General features: G+C 36.2%; 18 protein-coding genes and 1 pseudogene. 10 read left to right on the top strand and 9 right to left on the bottom strand.

What is annotated here, in order from left to right:
- Positions 1–142: 142 nt before the first annotated feature.
- Positions 143–1516, bottom strand: a complete 1374-nt coding sequence (locus tag F968_RS09700; RefSeq protein WP_004792624.1) for an ABC1 kinase family protein — start codon at positions 1514–1516, stop codon at positions 143–145.
- Positions 1517–1749: 233 nt separating this feature from the next.
- The gene (locus tag F968_RS09695) at positions 1750–2052 is read right to left on the bottom strand and encodes a hypothetical protein (protein ID WP_004792622.1); all 303 of its coding nucleotides are present in this window, start codon (positions 2050–2052) and stop codon (positions 1750–1752) included.
- A gap of 190 nt (positions 2053–2242) precedes the next feature.
- Here F968_RS09695 and ybaK point away from each other — a divergent pair, with 190 nt between their 5' ends.
- The 8 genes from ybaK (at position 2243) to F968_RS09655 (ending at position 10929) form a co-directional block, all read left to right on the top strand.
- Positions 2243–2710 (top strand): Cys-tRNA(Pro) deacylase, encoded by a 468-nt coding sequence (gene ybaK / locus F968_RS09690; protein ID WP_004792620.1) that lies wholly within the window; start codon positions 2243–2245, stop codon positions 2708–2710.
- 641 nt (positions 2711–3351) lie between these two features.
- Entirely contained in the window at positions 3352–5499 is a 2148-nt protein-coding gene (mtlD, locus tag F968_RS09685) for a bifunctional mannitol-1-phosphate dehydrogenase/phosphatase (RefSeq protein WP_004792618.1), read from the top strand.
- A gap of 105 nt (positions 5500–5604) precedes the next feature.
- Positions 5605–6231: a 2'-5' RNA ligase family protein gene (locus tag F968_RS09680; RefSeq protein WP_004792616.1), complete on the top strand. Its 627-nt coding sequence runs from the start codon at positions 5605–5607 to the stop codon at positions 6229–6231.
- Entirely contained in the window at positions 6219–6737 is a 519-nt protein-coding gene (cobU, locus tag F968_RS09675) for a bifunctional adenosylcobinamide kinase/adenosylcobinamide-phosphate guanylyltransferase (RefSeq protein ID WP_004792614.1), read from the top strand. Before F968_RS09680 ends, cobU begins: the two co-directional genes overlap by 13 nt.
- A gap of 1 nt (position 6738) precedes the next feature.
- A complete protein-coding gene (gene cobT, locus F968_RS09670; protein WP_004792612.1) occupies positions 6739–7794 on the top strand; it encodes a nicotinate-nucleotide--dimethylbenzimidazole phosphoribosyltransferase in 1056 nt (351 codons plus the stop codon).
- Positions 7787–8386, top strand: a complete 600-nt coding sequence (locus F968_RS09665) for a histidine phosphatase family protein (protein WP_004792611.1) — start codon at positions 7787–7789, stop codon at positions 8384–8386. Before cobT ends, F968_RS09665 begins: the two co-directional genes overlap by 8 nt.
- A gap of 124 nt (positions 8387–8510) precedes the next feature.
- A complete protein-coding gene (locus F968_RS09660) occupies positions 8511–10079 on the top strand; it encodes a histidine-type phosphatase (RefSeq protein WP_004792609.1) in 1569 nt (522 codons plus the stop codon).
- Positions 10080–10185: 106 nt separating this feature from the next.
- Positions 10186–10929 (top strand): adenosylcobinamide-GDP ribazoletransferase, encoded by a 744-nt coding sequence (locus tag F968_RS09655; protein ID WP_004792607.1) that lies wholly within the window; start codon positions 10186–10188, stop codon positions 10927–10929.
- A gap of 73 nt (positions 10930–11002) precedes the next feature.
- On the opposite strand, the gene F968_RS09650 is transcribed toward F968_RS09655, so the two are convergent.
- Both F968_RS09650 and F968_RS09645 read right to left on the bottom strand, forming a co-directional pair.
- Positions 11003–12112: a 3-deoxy-7-phosphoheptulonate synthase gene (locus F968_RS09650; protein WP_004792605.1), complete on the bottom strand. Its 1110-nt coding sequence runs from the start codon at positions 12110–12112 to the stop codon at positions 11003–11005.
- Positions 12113–12208: 96 nt separating this feature from the next.
- Positions 12209–13096 carry a sulfite exporter TauE/SafE family protein gene (locus tag F968_RS09645; protein ID WP_004792603.1) on the bottom strand — a complete coding sequence of 296 codons (888 nt, stop codon included), beginning with the start codon at positions 13094–13096 and terminating at the stop codon, positions 12209–12211.
- Between the two features lie 61 nt (positions 13097–13157).
- On the opposite strand from F968_RS09645, the pseudogene F968_RS19750 reads away from it, so the two are divergent.
- Positions 13158–13273: pseudogene (locus F968_RS19750) on the top strand (hypothetical protein).
- On the opposite strand, the gene F968_RS09640 reads toward F968_RS19750, so the two are convergent.
- The 4 genes from F968_RS09640 to F968_RS09625 form a co-directional block, all read right to left on the bottom strand.
- Positions 13248–13529: a hypothetical protein gene (locus F968_RS09640; RefSeq protein WP_004792601.1), complete on the bottom strand. Its 282-nt coding sequence runs from the start codon at positions 13527–13529 to the stop codon at positions 13248–13250. The pseudogene F968_RS19750 and the gene F968_RS09640 sit on opposite strands and share 26 nt — an antisense overlap.
- Complete coding sequence (locus F968_RS09635; RefSeq protein WP_004792599.1) at positions 13526–15082, bottom strand: PepSY-associated TM helix domain-containing protein; 1557 nt, start codon at positions 15080–15082, stop codon at positions 13526–13528. The genes F968_RS09640 and F968_RS09635 overlap by 4 nt, the downstream gene beginning before the upstream one ends.
- Entirely contained in the window at positions 15075–15374 is a 300-nt protein-coding gene (locus F968_RS09630; protein ID WP_004792597.1) for a hypothetical protein, read from the bottom strand. Before F968_RS09630 ends, F968_RS09635 begins: the two co-directional genes overlap by 8 nt.
- A 66-nt stretch (positions 15375–15440) precedes the next feature.
- Complete coding sequence (locus tag F968_RS09625; RefSeq protein ID WP_004792595.1) at positions 15441–17540, bottom strand: TonB-dependent siderophore receptor; 2100 nt, start codon at positions 17538–17540, stop codon at positions 15441–15443.
- Positions 17541–17760: 220 nt separating this feature from the next.
- On the opposite strand from F968_RS09625, the gene lpxB reads away from it, so the two are divergent.
- Positions 17761–18936: a lipid-A-disaccharide synthase gene (gene lpxB / locus F968_RS09620; protein WP_004792593.1), complete on the top strand. Its 1176-nt coding sequence runs from the start codon at positions 17761–17763 to the stop codon at positions 18934–18936.
- Here lpxB and F968_RS09615 read toward each other — a convergent pair.
- Positions 18933–19580 carry an error-prone polymerase regulator EppR gene (locus F968_RS09615; protein WP_004792591.1) on the bottom strand — a complete coding sequence of 216 codons (648 nt, stop codon included), beginning with the start codon at positions 19578–19580 and terminating at the stop codon, positions 18933–18935. The genes lpxB and F968_RS09615 overlap by 4 nt on opposite strands.
- Positions 19581–19583: the final 3 nt, after the last annotated feature.

Raw genomic sequence — 19583 nt, 5'->3', positions numbered from 1 at the left:
CAAAAAATGAGTAGATAAATGGCAAATAGAAAATAATAAAATTATAAGTGTTTGATTTTATTTATTTAAAATTATTTAATTGTTGGGTGGGTTGAGAGGTATTGACTAGAATGACATGGAATCATTCTAGTCCTTTATTAAATTAAGCAAAGTTACGAATCATACGTCGCACATTTGTTTTTGCATCAATAACTGTCATAAACGTATAGGCCCCAATAAACTTACGGCTAATAAACATAAATTCTTTTGGAGGAATCGAGAAATAACGTGATGCCATTGATTTACTTGCTTGCTGCATAACACGGCTATGTAACTGGCTTTTCTTCCAGTCATAACGTTCATGTTCATCCATAAGGCCAGCAGGCATATCTGGATTATTTGCAGGGGTACTAAATGCTTCTGTCGCGATTAAAAAGACATCGGCCATGCCTGGTTTAATACTTTCAGGCATTGCATCAAAAAATTCATATCCAGTCATGGCTTCCACCATCGCATTTTTATCATGCTGATAACCTGCCTGAATGAGTTGACGTGCAACTGCTAACAAATGTTCATCAAACTGACGGATAGCACCAAAATCTAATAACACAATTTTGTCCTGAACGTCTTGGCCATTACCCAAACGAACAAGGTAATTACCAAAGTTAGGGTCAGTCTGCATTTCACCCCATTCAAAAATTTCACGAACTGCAATTTCAAGTGAAGCTTCGCCGAGCTGATTACGACGCTCTTGAGGCAAAGACAACATCACAGGGCTATTGATTGGAACACCACGTTCAAAAGTCATGCAAAGTACTTGATTGGTACAGTATTCATCTACAATTGTCGGAACAATATAACGCTCGTCATCTTTTAAGCGTTCACCGAAGCGACGGGTAGTGGCAGCTTCAACATCGTAGTCAACTTCGCGATGCATCATTTCACGTACTTCATCAAACCACTGATCAAATTCACGGGTTTGAGGCACCATACGTGTCAGTTTAAGCATGTTTTTAAACAAGCTCATATCTGAGTCAATTGCATTTGCAACGCCAGGATATTGGATTTTTAAGACTAACTCTAAGCCGTCTGATTTACGGGTTGCACGATGTACTTGTGCGAGAGAGGCAGTACCAATTGGTTCATGATCAATCGTTAAATCATTTAACTTCGCGCCCAATTGCTCCTGTAGATGTGGCTTAATTGCAGGCCAATCTAAGGCAACAGTTTGGTTATTTAGGGTATTTAAAGCTTGAGTAATCTCTTCTGGTAAAAAGTGTTCACCATAAAGAGCCATCATTTGACCAATTTTAACAATAGAACCCTTAAGTTTACCTATTTCAGAAACCAGATAGTTAGCTTGTTCGCTCATCGCTTTTTTGCGTTTCTTTTCTTTTTCTTCTTCATTAGAAAATAAAGAAGAGGCACTTGCAGTTGCCCAACGCGTTCCTGCAAGTAAAGAAGCTTTCGCGATTGATAAGCGTCGATCCATGGAAGAAGTTTTTAAACTCTTAAGCTTATCTTTCTGATTTGACATGAAAATAGAATCCTATGCGCATCATGCAGCCAAACGCTGGTGATCTAAAATTGTAACGAATATTACATGTTTTGAGCGTATTAAAATAGTTCTCTCAGACTGAATGATAGGCCAATATGGTCATCTTTATTCCATTAATCCTTAAATAGCCTAAGCAATTTGGAAATTTAAGAAATTAAAACAATTCAGATAAGTAAAACTAAGATAAAACAGATCTTTGATAACAAAATGGATTACATTTTAAATTGAATCTTTAATTCAGATTTCTGCATCAAATGCAGGCGATTGGTCTGAATATGTTGCAATAACATCTGTTTGACTGAATCATGCATAAAACCAAGTGCATGAGCTTTTACTATAATGATGCTAGGAAGTGTATAAAAGAAGTACTTAACATCATCAAGGGTTGCATTATTAAAAATACCTTGTTCAATTAACGTCTGCTGCAAAAATTGCTTTTCATTTAATACAGAATCTGATGATTCATCCCAAAAACGGTGACGCATTGCCATCAGATTGTTGTGTTTATAACTCATAAAATTGTCAGCTCAGACTTCAAATCTAAATAAAATATATGGAGTCGAGCAACGAATATCAAGTTGAGATTATTTTTTCTTCAGTTGCTGTTTGAATTTTTATGTAACTCTTGTAAATAGCCTAAGCAAATTTTAAATTTTTTCTAAAAAAACTATAATCGAAATAATTTCATCTATAACACCACGTATCATGACTCCTGCATGTAGATTGTTAAAAAGTAATAAAATCGAATTTTCTATTCATGAATATGAACATGATTCAAATGCCAAAAGTTTTGGATTAGAAGCAGCCGAAAAATTAGATTTAGATGTAAACGAAGTTTTTAAAACTCTAATGGTAAGTGACGATAAAAATTATTTCGTTGCTGTCTTGCCAGTTAATCACCAATTAAATTTAAAAAAAGTAGCTACGGCGTTTGGCTGTAAAAAATTACAAATGGCTAATCCTAAAGATGCTGAACGTTTAACAGGATATTTAGTAGGTGGGATTAGTCCTTTAGGCCAAAAGAAACGATTAAAAACCGTCATTGATGCATCAGCTCAAAACTTTAACAAAATTTATGTAAGTGGTGGAAAAAGGGGGCTGGATATTGGTTTAAATCCAAAAGATTTAGCTCAGCTTTTAAATGCCCAATTTGTTGATGTACTTGATCAATAAGAATGGTTTAGAAGTGTAGTTTAAGAATTAATCGTTTTCTAACTACATTTAGAAAATACTTTATTGAGGGGTATTAATTGTTGCAGATCTTTTTTCAAAAAAGAGAGAAGCACAAATAACGAAGAAAAAGCTTGAACTATCAAATGAAAATGATTATCATTATTAATAGTAGCGATATAGCCATTTCTAATAAGGAGCAAAGACATTGGTCGTAATATCAATCTTATATTCTATTTGTTCATGCTTATTTTCTAATAAAATCTAGAGTTATACCAGAAACTCCAATAATAAGAATAGCGAAAGGTGAGTTGATTTCTGGTATGTGACACCTGCGAGACATTATAAAAATATGCGGGTTCAAGTAGCGGTAAACGGAACTAAGAAAAATAAATACTATCAGCGCAACAAAAAGAATAAACCAAGAACGGCAAGCGAGGATGGCTTGCCGTTCTTGCATCTACAGTTAGCTTCATACTTATTCATATTGTTCAACCTTTTTAGAGTATTAACGCTAATCAGTAACAGATCTCTTATATTTTTGATTAAAAAATGACCACTAATGTTTCATTTATTAATATCCCGCCTTTTTAACCAATTTTTGTATACCCTGAATAAAACATGATCAAAAAAGAGGAAAAAGCGTGCTTATTTTTCATGGAAAACCTGTTCATGGAGCAATTTTTGATATGGATGGGACAATGTTTGATACTGAGAGGTTGCGGTTTCAAACATTGCAACAAGCATCTCAAGAACTCATTGGACAGGAATTTTCTCACGAATATTTAATGCAATGTTTAGGTTTAAGTGCAACTACTGCTGAGCAATTGGCTCAACGGTTATATGGCGTAAATGTTCCCTATAAAGAAATTCGAAAAAAAGCTGATGAGATGGAACTCGAATATATTCGAAAACACGGCGTACCGATTAAAAAAGGTTTAGTTCAAGTTTTAGAACGTTTACGAAAATCTGGCTTAAGAATGGCTGTTGCGACTTCAAGCCGTAGGACAATTGCTGAAGAATATTTAATTAATGCGAATGTTTATAAATTTTTTGATGTGATTACCTGTGGTGATGAAGTAGAGCAAGGAAAGCCGCATCCAGAAATCTTTTTAAAAGCTGCTAGTCAACTTCACTTGAATGCTAATCAGTGTCTTATGTATGAAGATTCTGAAAATGGTTTAACCTCGGCTCACACTTCAAAAGGTTTAACAATTTTATTAAAAGATATTAAAGAGCCAAATGATGAAATGCTGGAAAAAGCGCATTTTTATTATGATCAAATGTATGACTTCTTAATAGATCTCGACCAATTTATTCCTGTTATGGATATGCCTGAGATACAGGAACCTTTTCCACAAAGCTTGAATCAACTGACAGTTGGGATACACGGTTTTGGTGCTATCGGTGGGGGGTATATAGCGCAAATCTTGTCACATTGGGATGGATACACAAAACCAAAGAGAATTATTGCTTCTACACGTAATAGTCTTTTTCGAGAAGCTGTGAATGCATTTGGAACTTATAGTATTCGCTATGGGCAATTTTCTTATGATGAACGTATTGAGAATATGACCATTGTTGATTCTGAAAATGAACAACAAATGTTAGAGATGTATACTCATTCAAGTTTGATTGCACTTTGTTTACCTGAGCAAGCGATTGAAGCTGAATCAAAAATAATTGCAAAAGGATTATATGCGCGTTTTAACTCGTCACTTGAAACATGTATTGAACCGTTAACTTTTCTAATTATTTTAAATAAAGTTGGTGCGAAATATTTGGTTATGAAGCATCTTAGAGAAGCTCTATTAGAGTTGACCAATGATGAAGATGTAACCGAGCATATTTTAAAAGAACATTATTTTTGCGACACCGTTGTAAACCGCATGGTTTCAAAGCTATCTAATCAGAATTTATATCGTCAACTTCGTATTAAGCATCACTTTCTTGAACAGCATTTATCTGATGCGGAGCATGAAGAACATGTTGAAATTGAAGATTGTAATAAATTGACCCAAGACCAGCAAAATCAGGCATCTTTATATGTTGATAACATGCGCCGTAATTTCCAGCCAGGTCATATATTACAAAGCATGGACCTAATTCTGTTTCATAGCGAAACGGATATGCCAATTTATGTAGAAAAAGGTAGCCCTTTACTCGAAAAGTTACGTCAAATTGTCTTGGTTAATCAGATTACAGACATTCAATTAATCAAAAACCGTCTATGGAACGGCGTGCATGCCATGCTTGCTTGGTACGCATCTTTACTAGAATATGAATCTATTGGTGTTGCCATGGGTGATCATTCAGTTAAAGCATTTGCAGAAAACTTAATTAGAGAAGTAAAGCAAGGGCTTGCAATTGTATTACCTAACTATGCAAAAGATTTGGATCGCATGGCACAGAGCTTTCTAGACTCATGTGAATATGCTTTTAAAGATCCGTGTCAGCGTGTGGCAAGAGATCCACTTCGCAAATTAACTCATAATGAAAGAGTAATTGCGTCAATTGAGGTGAATATAGGTCATGATTTGCCTTATAAAAACCTATTAAAAGGCGCTGCGCTAGGGTATGCCTATGCAATTCAATATTTAGAAATTGAAGAGGCTGATGCGATTAAACATTTACAACAGCAAATTCAGAAATTGGATATGAGTACTTCCCAAAAAAGACAACTTGAAGTTGAGTTAACGCAATTAGTTCAATATTTATTTTCTGAACAAGGTAAACAGCCTTTAAACATGAAGATGACCAACTCCAAAAGTACGCGTACTCAATATGCTTAAGTTCATTTAAATAATTAATGTTCTACAATTGAAAGGCAAACATGCTTTAATACGAAAATTGAATGATTTTGAATTAAAGCTGTGCTGCTAAAACCTTCGACGTTCATGGTGCCAACATCTATACGGGACTATCCCGAATGGCATCTTGGGCGTCAAAATTATGCTTTATGGTATTTAGAAATTAATGATCAAAAACTAGTTGATTATTTAGATGCCTTGCGCGCGCATTTTTCAGAATTCTTATTAGAACCCAATAGCCGTCAATATCATATTACGCTGTTTATATGCGGATTTTTAAAACACGAAACCAGAATCTATCCTGATGACTTTATTTTTAGTGAATTTGAGCAGCAAAGGGAAATTTTAAGAAAAGAAGATTTTGCCCCGTTTCATTTAAAAATTGGTTTAGTCGATAGTTTTAGTAGTGCTTTATTTGTAGAAATCCAAGATACAGAGAATATCTTATCCCTAATACGCCAAAAGTTAGGTTTAATTTCTCATGAAATTGCCGCTTTAGAATATTGTCCGCATATTACATTGGGATTGTATAAAAAAGACTATAGTAGTGATTTGATTTTACATAAAATTTCCCAATTACCTGTACAATACAAACACGTTGAATTTGACCTTAAAGTCGAGCATTTAACGTTTGGTTGTTATCAAGCTCAAACTTTACAAGGTAAGTTATATCCGTCTCAGCATTTGTTCTTAGGTGATTCATGTTGCAACTGATTTTGGGTGGAGCCCGTTCTGGCAAAAGCCGACTCGCTGAACAAACAGCAATAAATATGCAATTAGCGGTGACTTATGTTGCTACGGCGCAAGCGCTTGACCCAGAAATGCAAAGTCGAATTGAACATCATCAAAATCAGCGTCCTGCTCACTGGTCTTTGGTTGAAGAGTCCTTATTGTTAGCAAAAACTTTGCAGAAAATTGATCGACCTAATCAAATTATTTTGGTGGATTGTTTAACACTTTGGCTAACCAATTTGTTACTTTTAGATGATCAAAGTATTCAACAATTTGAGTGTGAGCAGCTGTTAAAAGTTTTACCTACGCTTGAGTCAGAAATTATTTTAGTAAGTAATGAAACGGGTTTAGGTGTTGTGCCACTCGGTGAGATCAGTCGACGGTTTGTCGATGAAGCAGGCAGACTACATCAAGCTCTAGGGCAAATTGCAGATAAGGTTGTTTTTTGTGTAGCGGGTTTTCCAATGATTTTAAAAGGTGAGAAGTAAAATGAACTGGTGGTTAGAATCTGTACAGCAAACTAATTTGGAAGCCAAACAACAAGCGGAGCAACATCAACTCCAACTCACTAAACCTACAGGTGCTTTGGGTGATTTAGAACAGATTGCAGTTACACTTGCCAGTTTACAGTCAAATGCCCATCCTCAGGTTAACCTTCCATGGATCACAATTTTTGCAGGCGACCATGGGGTAGTCGAAGAAAATATCTCAGCATACCCTCAAGCTGTTACACGTCAAATGTTGCAAAACTTCACAACAGGTGGGGCTGCAATTAGTGTAATTGCTAAATATCATCAAGCTCATCTACAAGTCATTGATTGCGGCACAGTTGGCGATGCATATGAATATGCTGGTGTTGACCGTCATTGCATTCGTGCGGGCACGGCAAATTTTGCCAAGCAAGCGGCAATGAACGTAGATGAATGTCGCGCTGCTTTAGAGTTAGGAAAAAAGAGCGTAGATACGGCTAAAGCTGAAGGTGCAGATATTTATATTGCTGGTGAAATGGGAATTGGAAATACCTGTTCTGCTTCTGCCTTAGCATGTCTTTTATTAAATGATACTGCTGAGCAATTAACGGGAGTTGGTACAGGAATTGGTGCCGATCAGTTAAGACATAAAATTGAAGTAATCGAACAAGCAATCGAGCTTCATCATAAACATGTTACTGGTGATGCGTTCAAAACATTGTGTGCAGTTGGTGGTCTAGAAATTGCGGCAATTGTAGGTGCTTATATTCGATGTGCGCAGATTGGCTTACCTATTATTGTAGATGGCTTTATTAGCTCGGTCGCTGCTTTATGTGCTGTGCGGATGAACCCTCAAGTACGTGACTGGATGTTATTTGGCCATCAATCGGCTGAATATGGTCACCGCCGTATTTTACAAGAACTCAATGCTGAGCCGATTTTAAAAATGAATTTACGGTTAGGTGAAGGTAGTGGTGCTGGTACTGCCTTAGCATTAGTTAAAATGGCATGTGTATTACACAACCAAATGGCTACCTTTGCTCAAGCTGCCGTAAGCGGGGATAAAATTGGGTAAATTCAGAATTGATTTGCTCAGACATGGTGAGAGTCAATATAGTCATACTTTACGCGGACATTTGGATGATAAGTTAACGGAAAAAGGTTGGCAGCAAATGCAGTCAACCATTGAGCAACTTACAAATCAATCATGGGATGTCATTGTAAGTTCCTCATTAAAACGTTGTGCTTGTTTTGCTGAGAAACTTGCAGAGATAACTCAGTTACCTTTACTTTTAAACCATGACTTAAAAGAAATGTATTTTGGTGAGTGGGAAGGCGTCTCAACTCAGCAAATTTATGAAACTTCACCAGAATTACTGGCAAATTTTTGGCAAAAACCGAGTCAATATTGTCCACCACGCGCAGAAACATTAATGCAGTTTCAAACAAGGGTTCTTAAAGGTTTTCAGGAACTACTTGTACAGATGCAAAACCAAAACTGGCAACATGCATTGGTTGTTACCCACGGTGGTGTGATTAAGCTATTAGCTTGTTTAGCCCAGCAACAACCTTTAGATGATTTGCTAAAAATGCCGGCAGAGCTTGGGAAATTATATTCATTCGAATTTTCTGAAACAGATGATCAATTAAACTTTATGTTGATATAGCAATTTTATATTTTTATACATATGTAAGTTATTATTTTTATAAAGATATTTGAGTGTTTGTAATAGAACTGTCATTGCTAAAAATTAAGCTATTGGCATTTCTTATTAATCACTCATCTGACTTATGAATATTTTATTTAAAACGACTGTGCTTGCAGCATCATTATTACTCGTGGCTTGTAACAATAATGATAATCAAGACATTCAAACAACTGCTCTAACAAACTCATCAAAATATTATCAAACAAAAACACCTTACCAACCACACCAAGAAATAAAAAACTACGAACAAGCACCCACTGGGTTCCAGCCAGTTTTTACAGAGTTAGTGGCGCGTCACGGTTCAAGAGGCCTCTCAAGCCTGAAATATGATTTGGCACTTTATAATTTATGGAAACAGGCAAAAGCAGAAAATGCTTTAACACCATTAGGTGAACAATTGGGTGCAGATTTAGAAGCGATGATGAAAGCCAATATCTTATTAGGCTATGGCGTGGAAGGAATTCGCCAGTACGGTTATGGAAATGAAACTATGACTGGTATTTTAGAACACCGTGGCATTGCAGATCGTTTATTACAACGCTTACCAAGTCTTTTAAATTCGCAAGCATCTATATTGGTACAAAGTTCTGGGGTAGATCGTGCAGTAGATAGTGCTAAATTCTTCACGGCTGAACTCATTCAACAACAACCACAACTTAAAGATAAAATTGTGCCAACGTCTTATACCAGTTTATCGAGTGCAAGCGTTCCAAGTATTGAAGATAGTGGTGTTGATCGTTTTAAACTCTATTTTCATAGTTTGAATGCAGATGAAGATTTAACTCAGCCATTGAGTCCTAATCAACAAAAAATTTATGATGCTAGTCAGGCCTATCAGGATTTTGAAGAAAATAATAAAGATTTAGTCCAAAAGTTAGATGAGTTATCAAAAAATACAGCAGCTGAAAAAACTGCCGAAACAGTGCTTAATCCGATTTTTAAAGCAGACTTTATTAAAAAACTGGGTACAACAGGTTATAACTTTAGTAATACCGGATCCTTTACGGTAACTTCACCAAAAGGTGAGCAAATTACAGAAAAAGGTAAGGGGAAAAATACGATTGCTAGCGCAGTTGATGCAGCAGCTTATGTTTATGAGCTCTATTCAATTTCTGGTGGTATGAAAGATGAGTTAAAAGGTATCGATTTTGATAAATATATGCCGTTAGATGCTGCAAAATTTTATGCTGAATTTAATGATGCAAACGATTTTTACGAAAAAGGTCCAAGTTTTACAGAGTCAAATCAAGTCACAAGTGAAATTGCTCAAGGGCTTAAAAAGGACCTGTTCCAACAAGTTGACGCCGTGGTAAATAAAGCTCAGCCTTACAAAGCAGTTTTACGGTTTGCCCATGCTGAAATTATTATTCCTTTGGCAACCAGCCTAGATTTACATAATATGATGCAGCCTTTACCACTACGTCAGACTTATAATTACTCAACCAGCGCATGGCGCGGTGAAGTAGTTTCACCTATGGCAGCAAATGTCCAATGGGATATTTACCAAAATAGCCAAGGCAATACTTTGGTAAAAATGCTTTATAACGAAAAAGAAACTTTATTCAAATCTGCATGTAACTATGCACGTTATACACCAACCAGTTTTTATTACGACTACATCAAATTGAAACAGTGCTATCAAATCCAATAGATTTTCAGTTTTTGAAGTCTTTGATGGGAATAGGGATTGCTATTCCTATTTTTATTTCTTCATAATCCAATTTGCTTTTAAATATAGATCAGTTAGAGACTTGGATATGACACCTTTTTGGATTGCATTGCAATTTTTAACTGTTCTACCTATTGAGCTAAAGTCAATGCCAACGGCGCAACAAAATGGTCGAGCTATTTTGTTTTATCCACTGGTTGGGCTGGTTATTGGTGGCATTCTTTTTCTTATCTCGTGTCTTTTGGTTAAATTACCCGTTCTTTTACTGGCTGCCATCATCATGACTTTATGGGTTTGGCTGACAGGGGGATTACATTTAGATGGGTTAGCTGATACGGCAGATGCATGGGTCGGCGGTTTTGGGGACAAACTACGTACTTTACAAATTATGAAGGATCCAAGTTGTGGTCCAATTGGCGTGCTAAGTTTACTTATTATTTGTTTGCTCAAGTTTGTACTGATTTATGTATTGATTGAACAACATCAAACGTTATTTTTAGTCTTTGTTCCCGTACTAGGTCGTGTTGTGCCATCTATTTTGTTTTTAACTACACCATATGTCCGTGAAAAAGGTTTAGGTCGTTCGTTAACTGACCATTTACCTGAAACGGCTTCTTGGATAATAGTTGGGTTCGTTCTGCTATTGGCTTTATATTGGGAATGGCAAGGGCTTATTGCCATCATTGGTTTTTTAATTGGCCTTGTTTATTTAAGGCATCTGCTTATTAAAAGAATTGGCGGTATTACAGGTGATACAGTCGGGGCAGCAATTGAGCTTAGCGAAACCGTGCTACTTTTTGCTTTTGTAGTGAGTTATTTTTATTTAGTTTGATGTTAAATTCCGACGAATAAAAATAAAAAAGCCCTCAAAATGAGGGCTTAATTGATCTTCTTAAAAAGATGAATTAACGATTTGGTAAAACGTCTTTTAAAGCTTCATGCATTTCAAGTAATGTTTTTTCAGTTGTTTCCCAGTCAATACAGCCATCAGTCACTGATTTACCATATTCGAGATCACAAAGATTTTCAGGAATATCTTGGCGACCACCTTTTAAGTGACTTTCAACCATAAGACCGACAATTGACTTATTACCATCTAAAATTTGTTCCGTAATATTTTTAAGAACAAGTGGCTGTAAGTACGGGTCTTTATTTGAGTTCGCGTGACTCGCATCAATCATGATTTTATTGCTAACTTTTGCTTTCGCTAAAGCATTTTCTGCTTCTTCAACAGAGCCAGCATCATAGTTAGGCTTACCATTACCACCACGTAATACAACGTGTGCATAAGGGTTACCATTTGTATTAATAATTGAAACCTGACCATCTTCATTAAGGCCTAAGAAACTATGGCCATATTTAACAGATTGCATGGCATTGGTTGCAACAGTTAAACCACCATCTGTACCATTTTTAAAACCTACTGGTGATGATAGACCAGAAGACATTTCGCGGTGAGTTTGGCTTTCGGTTGTACGTGCACCAATTGCAGACCAAGAAATTAAGTCTTGGTAGTACTGCGGGGAGTTCGGATCAAGTGCTTCAGTTGCACATGGTAAACCTTTTTCATTTAACTCAAGCAAGAGTTTACGACCAATACGTAAACCTTTTTCAATGTTAAACGAGTCATTCATGTCAGGGTCATTAATTAGACCTTTCCAACCAATTGTCGTACGTGGTTTTTCAAAATAAACACGCATAACTAGATATAGAGTATCTTTAACTTTTTCGCTTAGCACTTTTAAGCGATCGGCATATTCGTGAGCAGCTTTCGGGTCGTGAATAGAGCAAGGACCAATAACGACAAACAAACGTTTATCAGAACCATCTAAAATATTACGAATGGTTTCGCGGCCTTTTAGAACAGTTTGTGAAGCAACATCAGATAAAGGAAGTTCTGACTTAAGCTCATTTGGTGTTACAAGAGTTTGAATGCTTTTAATATTAACGTCGTCGATATCTGGCTTTGAAACGGAATTTAAATGTGTAGTCATTGCTGTCACTGGTTCGATCATACTAAAGGTTGTTTTGTATACTGAATATACCATGAAATAATTATGAAAATCCTACATCTCATGGTATTTCAGTTTGGAAAAATCTTATTGATTTTGCTATCTTTCAGTTGAGTTGCTTGTTTTTTCGGCAACCACAGCTTGTTGTTGTACCACAGGTGCTTTCGGTTTTGCTTTGACTGGGTGAACCATAAAGTTAACACCGAGGGCAAATAGGGTAATCCCTAAAATTTTTCGGATTAAACGTTCAGGCATACGAGAACTAATTAGCGTACCAACAATAATTGCAGGAATTGAACCCACCAATAACCACATAAGAAGCGTAAAGTCGACGTTACCAGCACTCATATGTCCAAGACCAGCCACTAAAGTGAGCAATACGGCATGTACAACATCTGACCCAATAATTCGAATCATTGGTAAGTTCGGGAACATGATCACAAGTGCCATAATCCCAAATGCACCAGCACCGACTGATGAAAGCGTTACGAATACACCTAAGATAATACCCATAACTACGATAAAGCTACGTTTTTTATGGATAGCTAAATGCTCAGTCTCAGTTTGAGTGACTTCTTTATTTCTAAAACGACTAAAGAACTTCTCAATACGGGAGCGGAAAATGATAGATACACCAGTCAAAGTCAGCATAAAGCCCAACACCATGGTTAATACAGATTTATAGTGTGTTGACTGACTTAAATAATGCTCAAGTACCCACGTGGTAGCGAAAGACGCAGGAATACTACCTACTGCTAACCATAAAACAATTGGCCAGACAATATTGAGCTTTCTAGCGTGAACCATTGATCCACAGAACTTTGAAATTGCGGCATAAAGTAAATCGGTACCAATTGCGATATGAGGTTCAATTCTAAAAAGGCCAATTAAAATTGGTGTCATTAATGATCCACCACCAACTCCTGTAATCCCTACACAGAAACCAACTAACATACCTGCTAAGATAAATTCAAAAGCACCAGACATCTTTATCGCCACATATCACGAAACGTCCATATCTTATTCCTTTTAGAGATAAACAGTTGTCATGAATAATGATTTACTTATGCAAAAAAAAGCTAAGCAATCAAAATATTGCTTAGCTTGTTCTATTTTTCATCATTTTTAAAGAATATGATTATTTTGATGACTTTAGTGGATTAACTAAAAGTATAAAAATAAAAGTTAATGGTGTTGCGAAGATCCACCAACTGACAAAACCAATTGAAAATTTATAGTGTTTAATCAGAATAAATGCACATAAAACAAATAATATGAATGCAGCTATTTTAAAGTATCGGTAGTACTTTTGAGCTAACGATTTGAAATGTCCTGTCGATTTCGGCGATCGATATTTCTCGCTCGCCATAAATAGTAAATACATACCTAATAAGATTAAGATGAAAGCTATAACAATCATGAGCTCACCTTAGTATTTAATTTATTTAGCTTTTTTTGAATCTTTTCTACTGCTTTATGTTGAATAGGTTGAATTTTGCAGAATATGAAAATTGTTAAAGCTGCAAATATCCATAAAAATACATCTACACGTGCAAAGGTCCAATAATCTCTGAGGCTTTGAACATACTCGTGTTTAAGTAAATAACTTAGATTTAAGATGGGAAGTGCAATACACAGCATAATAAAAACGCAAAGTTGAGTTCGCCACAAATGCTGCTTTTTAGTGAATAAAGCAATGATCAAGCTGATGAGCCAAACTAAGAAAAAACTATAAATTTCATAATTGATCGCGGTTGGCGTAACTGTAAATAATCGATTCGCGCTTAAATAGGCGACAGTCGCACATGGCAGGCCAACAAATGCTGCAACATTTAAACGGTCAACTAAATAGTGTCCAAAGTGAAACTTACTATTCTTATTTTGAATTTGGCGTTTAAGGCTCCAGAGTAACAAACCGGAAGCAATCATTACACAGCCTAGAATGCCTGAGAAAAAGAATCCTAAACGGAGTAAGGGTTGAGCAAATGTCGCCATATGTAGGCCATAGACACCCGCATTTAATGTTGCAATAGGACTATTATTACGTGTGTCTTCTAAGACTTTGCCAGTTGAAGCATTTAATGTAATTTGAGCCTGATTACGAGTAATAGAGCGGTCTTCTTGCTGAATAAATGTAATTTGCGCCTGATTAGTATTTGGGTTTTTTACACTAATTGTTGATAAAGATTGACTCCCCCAACTTTGTTGAACTTGGCTTAATAACTTTTCGATTGATAAGTTTTGAGCAGGCTGAATCGATTGGTTCTCAGGCACAGTCTTTGTACGGATTTCGGTAAAATATTGATAAGGATTTTCAGGGTAGAGCTTTTGCATTCCCCAAGGTAGATATAAATAAAAGAAAATGGCTAAGCCTGTAAATGTAATGGTTAAAAAGAAGGGTAGTGCAACGACTGAAGAAATATTATGAAAGTCTAACCATGAACGCTGAGACTTAAATGTACGCAAAGTAAAAAAGTCGGTAAATATTTTTTTATGGGTAATAATGCCCGAAACCAAAGCAATCAGCATAATAAATGCAGCAAGACATACAACTAATCGCCCAACTATTATTGGAATGCCAAAAAGTTGGTAATGGAAACGGTAAAAAAAATCGCCGCCTAGAGTTGCCGAAAGTTGAAGTTCTTTTCCCGTGTTAGCATCAAGTGTGGCATTGCCATAACCGCCGTCAGCTTTTTCCCAATATATAGTGTTGACGGGACTTTCAGGTGTAGCCACAGTTAAATACCAAGACTTGGCATCTGGAGCGTTTTCTTGTAAATATTGATATGCTGTTTTAATGGCAATATCTTGTTTTACTTCATATTGTGCAAGTGCAGGCTGCATCCATAAATTAATTTCATGGCGGTAGTAGGACAAACTTCCCATTAAGAAAATGGCAAATATGAGCCATCCAAAAATTAAGCCAGTCCATGAGTGTAGCCATGCCATAGATTGACGTATACCTTTATGCATAACCCACCATACGCGTCATAAAAAAGAAAAGGGCACACAAAACAATTGATAGCCCAGTGAGTTTCAAAAGTGATTGAACGCAGAAACCAACAATCACAAAGATGACGTAAAATAGAATTGCTATAAATGCAGCGAGATATATAGCTTCAGCTTTGTCGAGGGTCAAAAGGAAAATTCCAATGAGTCCAAGACTTAAATACGCCATACAGGCAAAGCCCATACCGAAAACTAGCAAGAATCGATAGAAAACTTTTATACGATATGACACAGGGAGATTTACAGTTTTGGACATCTTTACTGACACATACACAAAGAATAATAAGTAAAGCCAATCCCTAAATTGGGATTGGCTACGATATTAATATTTAAACTTTACAGCAACTGTATAGTTGGTTGGAGCGCCATAGTAACCTTGGCCACCAGATAAACCTGTCAAATATTTTTCATTTGTTAGATTGTTTCCATTTACTTGGAACAGTACATGTTCGTTTAAATCATAACTGGCCATAACGTTAAGCAATGCATACGCATCCTGTTTTACAGTTGAGTAAGAGGTGTCATGTATATCGTCTTGCCACTTAATGCTTGCACCAACTTTTAACTTTGGAATCTGTGGAACAGTATAAGATGCCAAAACGTTAAGCGTTTGAGTTGGGATATTAGGTCTGCCTCTTTCACCCGTTTCCATATTTTTTAGACTAAATGTTGAAAAACCAAAAACTAAATCTAAGTTATCAGTTAATTTTCCAGTTAATCCAACCTCAACACCTTGCGATCTAATCGTTCCGATTGGAGATGAGTATTTGTTATAAAGCGGATCCCATAATGGGTTTAGTGCAAAATTATCTTCATCTGTTCTAAAGATGGCGATATTTCCTGTTAAAGCTCCATCTAACCAAGCGCTTTTTACACCTAATTCATAGCTTTCACCCTCTACTGGTATAGCTGTTTGTTTAGTAGAAAGATCAATAACAGTTTGTGGTCTAAAAATAGAGGTGTAACTCATATAACCTGTGTATTCAGGAGTAAAGTTATATGTAATACCTGCATATGGAGAAACTTTATTCTTTTTATATTCTAAAGTGTCGATTTCAGTGTAGTTGGCACCTAAGATAAATTTCAGATCCTCACCTAAATGAAGACGAGTCGCACCGTAAACGGACTTCATGGTTCTTTCTTCTGGGTCTGCATAGATAAAGTCTCCCCAAGTCGGTTCTTCAGGAGTCCAGCTTGGTAAGTCTGTGGTAATAACACCTAAACTACTGCCATACGAATAAACACTTTGAGCACTATATTTTGACCAGTTATAACCAATATTTGCTTCGTGTTGCTGCCCTAATAAATTAAAAGTACCTTGAATATCTGCATTAGCAGTAGTTTCTTTAAATTTTTGATTATAAATCTCTGGATAGAGCGAAATACCAGACGTATTGTCAGTATCAGAAGGAGAGCCACTGAGATAAAGCATTTTATCTTTAACATCTGATTTCTTAAGGTTATAGCCTAATCTTAACTTCCAGTCCCCCCATAATTTTTGTTCAATATTGGCAAAGTAATTATCTATTTCCCAATCGTAGTATGTCCATGACGGTGCATAATTATAGTTACGAGAATAACTTAATGGTTCACCTTTGGAGTTAACCAAAGGTAGAGCACCCCATTGAGAACCATTAGCGTATTGACGAGTTTTCGAATATCCTGCTGAAACATTTGTGGTGTCTGTAACGTCAGCTTCTAAAATTCCTTGAAATCCATTTTTTTCTTCTGAATAGCGGTCTAAATAAGAATCTCCTACTTTCTCATAACCTACAAGACGTCCTCGTACTCGTCCATCTTGTGTAAGAGAACCAGAGATATCCGCTTCATAACGTTGTGTATCCCATGAACCATAGCTCACCCCAGCATTTGCTTGAAATTCTTTGGTAGGACGTTTACGGATATAGTTAATTGTAGCACCAGGATCCCCAAGAGCATTTGTTAAGGCATCAGCACCTTTGACAATTTCAACACGATCATAGAAATAACTATCTGCATCACTATTGTTATAGTTATAGCTGTCAACTTGAGGAATACCGATTCCATCAACCAAAATGTTTGAAATATCGAAACCACGAGCAGTATAAGTTGTTCGGTTTGTTTCTAATCCAGTTACAGTAACACCGGGAGTATTACTTAAAATATCTCGGGTACTAGTAAGTCCGAAATCTTCAATTTGCTGACGAGTAACGACATTAATAGTTTGAGGGGTTTCTTTAGCCTCAATATTAAGCTTAGTTGCACTACTCGAGTTTTTAACATTATATGCTTTGGTCTGTTCAGAAGACTGCTCAGCACTTGTGGCTTTAACTTGAATCGTCTGTAAAGCTTGTACCTCTGATTCTTGAGCATAAGAGAGGTTCGCATAACAAATCGCGCAGGCGATTACAGTAAGCTTAAATGGTCGAGGTGGGATATTCATAAGATTAAGGATAATGTAAATAATTCTCATTTATTTTATTGTTTGTAAATGTAAGCTACAATTCAAATTGCATTGTTAATTTAGATTAAAAGATGGTGAATGAATGTAATTTTAGATAGCTTGTGCTGTGACTGCTTTTGGTAAGTACATATCGATCAAGTTCAAGATTGATAAACCTCTATGCTAGAATGCATTATTTCAAATTCTTGGGTAAATCACCTTGGCAAACCGAAAACTTAAAATAGGCATTGTAGTTGGGGAAGTTTCTGGAGATACGCTTGGTGTGAAACTTATGCGTAGTTTTCGAGAACAAGGAATCGATGCCGAATTTGAGGGAATCGGTGGTCCTCAAATGATTGCTGAAGGTTTTAATAGTTATTACCCAATGGAAACTCTGTCTGTGATGGGGATTGTTGAGGTATTAAAAGACTTAAAAAAACTATTCGCTGTACGTGATGGTTTAATTAACCAATGGACTCAAAATCCCGTTGATATTTTTATTGGTATTGATGCGCCAGACTTTAACCTCAGACTTTCTAAAAGTATTAAAGAAAAGAATCTTCCAATAAAAACAGTTCAATATGTCAGTCCTTCTGTTTGGGCATGGCGTCAAGGACGTGTTCATGGCATTAAACAAAGTATAGATTTAGTACTTTGCTTATTTCCTTTTGAAAAAGTCTTTTATGAACGATATGAAGTTCCAGCAGCATTTGTAGGTCATCCATTAGCCAAACAATTGCCACTTGAAAATCCAATCCAAATTGCCAAACAGCAATTAGGTCTTAATGAAAATCAAAAACATATTGCGTTATTACCAGGCAGCCGAAAAGGTGAGGTAGAACGACTTTTGCCTATGTTGCTTGGAACTGCCAATATTCTGCATAAGAAATATCCTGATATTCAATTTTTAATTCCCGCAATTAACGATGCACGAAAACAACAGATTGAGCAGGGGGTTGAACAATTAGCGCCTAATTTGAAAACTGTAATTCATATTTTAGAAAATACAGATAGTGAGTCTAAAGTTGGCCGTATGGTCATGAATGCAAGTGATATCATCGCTTTAGCTTCTGGAACGGCTACATTAGAAGCCATGCTCATGCATAGACCGATGGTCACTTTCTATAAGTTGCATTGGTTGACCTATATAATTGCTAAACTTTTGGTGAAAATTCCTTATTATTCTTTGCCGAATATTATTGCTGGTAAGAAAGTCATTGAAGAGCTAATTCAGGCTGATGCAACATCAGAAAATTTAGCCACTGAAATAGAAAAGCTAATGAATGTTGAGACAGCTCAAATTCAAGTGATGCAACATTTAACCATGCATAAACAACTTATTTCTGGAAATACAGAAGATCCAGTGCAGGCAATTTTGCAATGTTTAAATGGCTAATTTTTAAGATTTGATTGGCTAATTGCTTTTAAGCCAGCTAATGAAAATTTCTTAAAATGTTCAACTAAATCGTGTAATGGCATCTGGGCAATATTTTTAAGTGGCTCAGGTGCTTGAGCATTAGGTCCTGCAATAATGAGCATCATGCAAGGTGTCATCACGCTTAAAATACAAGGCAAAACAGCTGGATCATTTTCATCTAAACCAGCAACTTGACTAATTAACTTACGAATAAGAAAAAATTTCCTCATACCTGCAAGTTCAATAAAATTTAATAAATGCTCAGAAGGTGAAAAGAGTTCACGAATAAAGACTTTGCCATGCCAAACATCTTTTTCAGTTAACTTATGCAGCAAGGTCTCAAGTAATAAGCTTAGCTTTTCTTCTGGTGACTGAGTGCTTTCAACAAGTTCTAGTAAATATTTTTCATCTAGATAGTGAGCGTGAGCTTCCACTAAAACAGCTTGATATAATCCGTCTCGACCATCAAAGTGATAATTAATTGCAGCCAAATCGACATTCGCAACGTTAGCAATTGTTTTGTTCGCTGTCTTTGCAAAACCATATTGGGCAATTAAAGGTCCTGCTGCCTCAATAATTTTGGACTTGGTTAAGTCACCATCACTTCGTCTAGATCGGGACATGTT

Source organism: Acinetobacter sp. NIPH 817 (assembly GCF_000368405.1).
Classification (GTDB): Bacteria; Pseudomonadota; Gammaproteobacteria; order Pseudomonadales; family Moraxellaceae; genus Acinetobacter.
Note: the sequence above shows the minus strand (reverse complement) of the source record. Positions and strands in the feature narration are given on the sequence as shown.

What these genes read in the sequence shown, in the direction of transcription:
- F968_RS09645 (WP_004792603.1), bottom strand. Translation starts at nt 13,096, where the DNA reads ATGTCTGGTGCTTTTGAATTTATCTTAGCAGGTATGTTAGTTGGTTTC.
- F968_RS09650 (WP_004792605.1), bottom strand. Translation starts at nt 12,112, where the DNA reads ATGATCGAACCAGTGACAGCAATGACTACACATTTAAATTCCGTTTCA.
- F968_RS09635 (WP_004792599.1), bottom strand. Translation starts at nt 15,082, where the DNA reads ATGCATAAAGGTATACGTCAATCTATGGCATGGCTACACTCATGGACT.
- F968_RS09680 (WP_004792616.1), top strand. Translation starts at nt 5,605, where the DNA reads ATGGTGCCAACATCTATACGGGACTATCCCGAATGGCATCTTGGGCGT.
- F968_RS09615 (WP_004792591.1), bottom strand. Translation starts at nt 19,580, where the DNA reads ATGTCCCGATCTAGACGAAGTGATGGTGACTTAACCAAGTCCAAAATT.
- cobT (WP_004792612.1), top strand. Translation starts at nt 6,739, where the DNA reads ATGAACTGGTGGTTAGAATCTGTACAGCAAACTAATTTGGAAGCCAAA.
- F968_RS09630 (WP_004792597.1), bottom strand. Translation starts at nt 15,374, where the DNA reads ATGTCCAAAACTGTAAATCTCCCTGTGTCATATCGTATAAAAGTTTTC.
- F968_RS09640 (WP_004792601.1), bottom strand. Translation starts at nt 13,529, where the DNA reads ATGATTGTTATAGCTTTCATCTTAATCTTATTAGGTATGTATTTACTA.
- cobU (WP_004792614.1), top strand. Translation starts at nt 6,219, where the DNA reads ATGTTGCAACTGATTTTGGGTGGAGCCCGTTCTGGCAAAAGCCGACTC.
- F968_RS09700 (WP_004792624.1), bottom strand. Translation starts at nt 1,516, where the DNA reads ATGTCAAATCAGAAAGATAAGCTTAAGAGTTTAAAAACTTCTTCCATG.
- ybaK (WP_004792620.1), top strand. Translation starts at nt 2,243, where the DNA reads ATGACTCCTGCATGTAGATTGTTAAAAAGTAATAAAATCGAATTTTCT.
- F968_RS09695 (WP_004792622.1), bottom strand. Translation starts at nt 2,052, where the DNA reads ATGAGTTATAAACACAACAATCTGATGGCAATGCGTCACCGTTTTTGG.
- F968_RS09625 (WP_004792595.1), bottom strand. Translation starts at nt 17,540, where the DNA reads ATGAATATCCCACCTCGACCATTTAAGCTTACTGTAATCGCCTGCGCG.
- F968_RS09655 (WP_004792607.1), top strand. Translation starts at nt 10,186, where the DNA reads ATGACACCTTTTTGGATTGCATTGCAATTTTTAACTGTTCTACCTATT.
- F968_RS09660 (WP_004792609.1), top strand. Translation starts at nt 8,511, where the DNA reads ATGAATATTTTATTTAAAACGACTGTGCTTGCAGCATCATTATTACTC.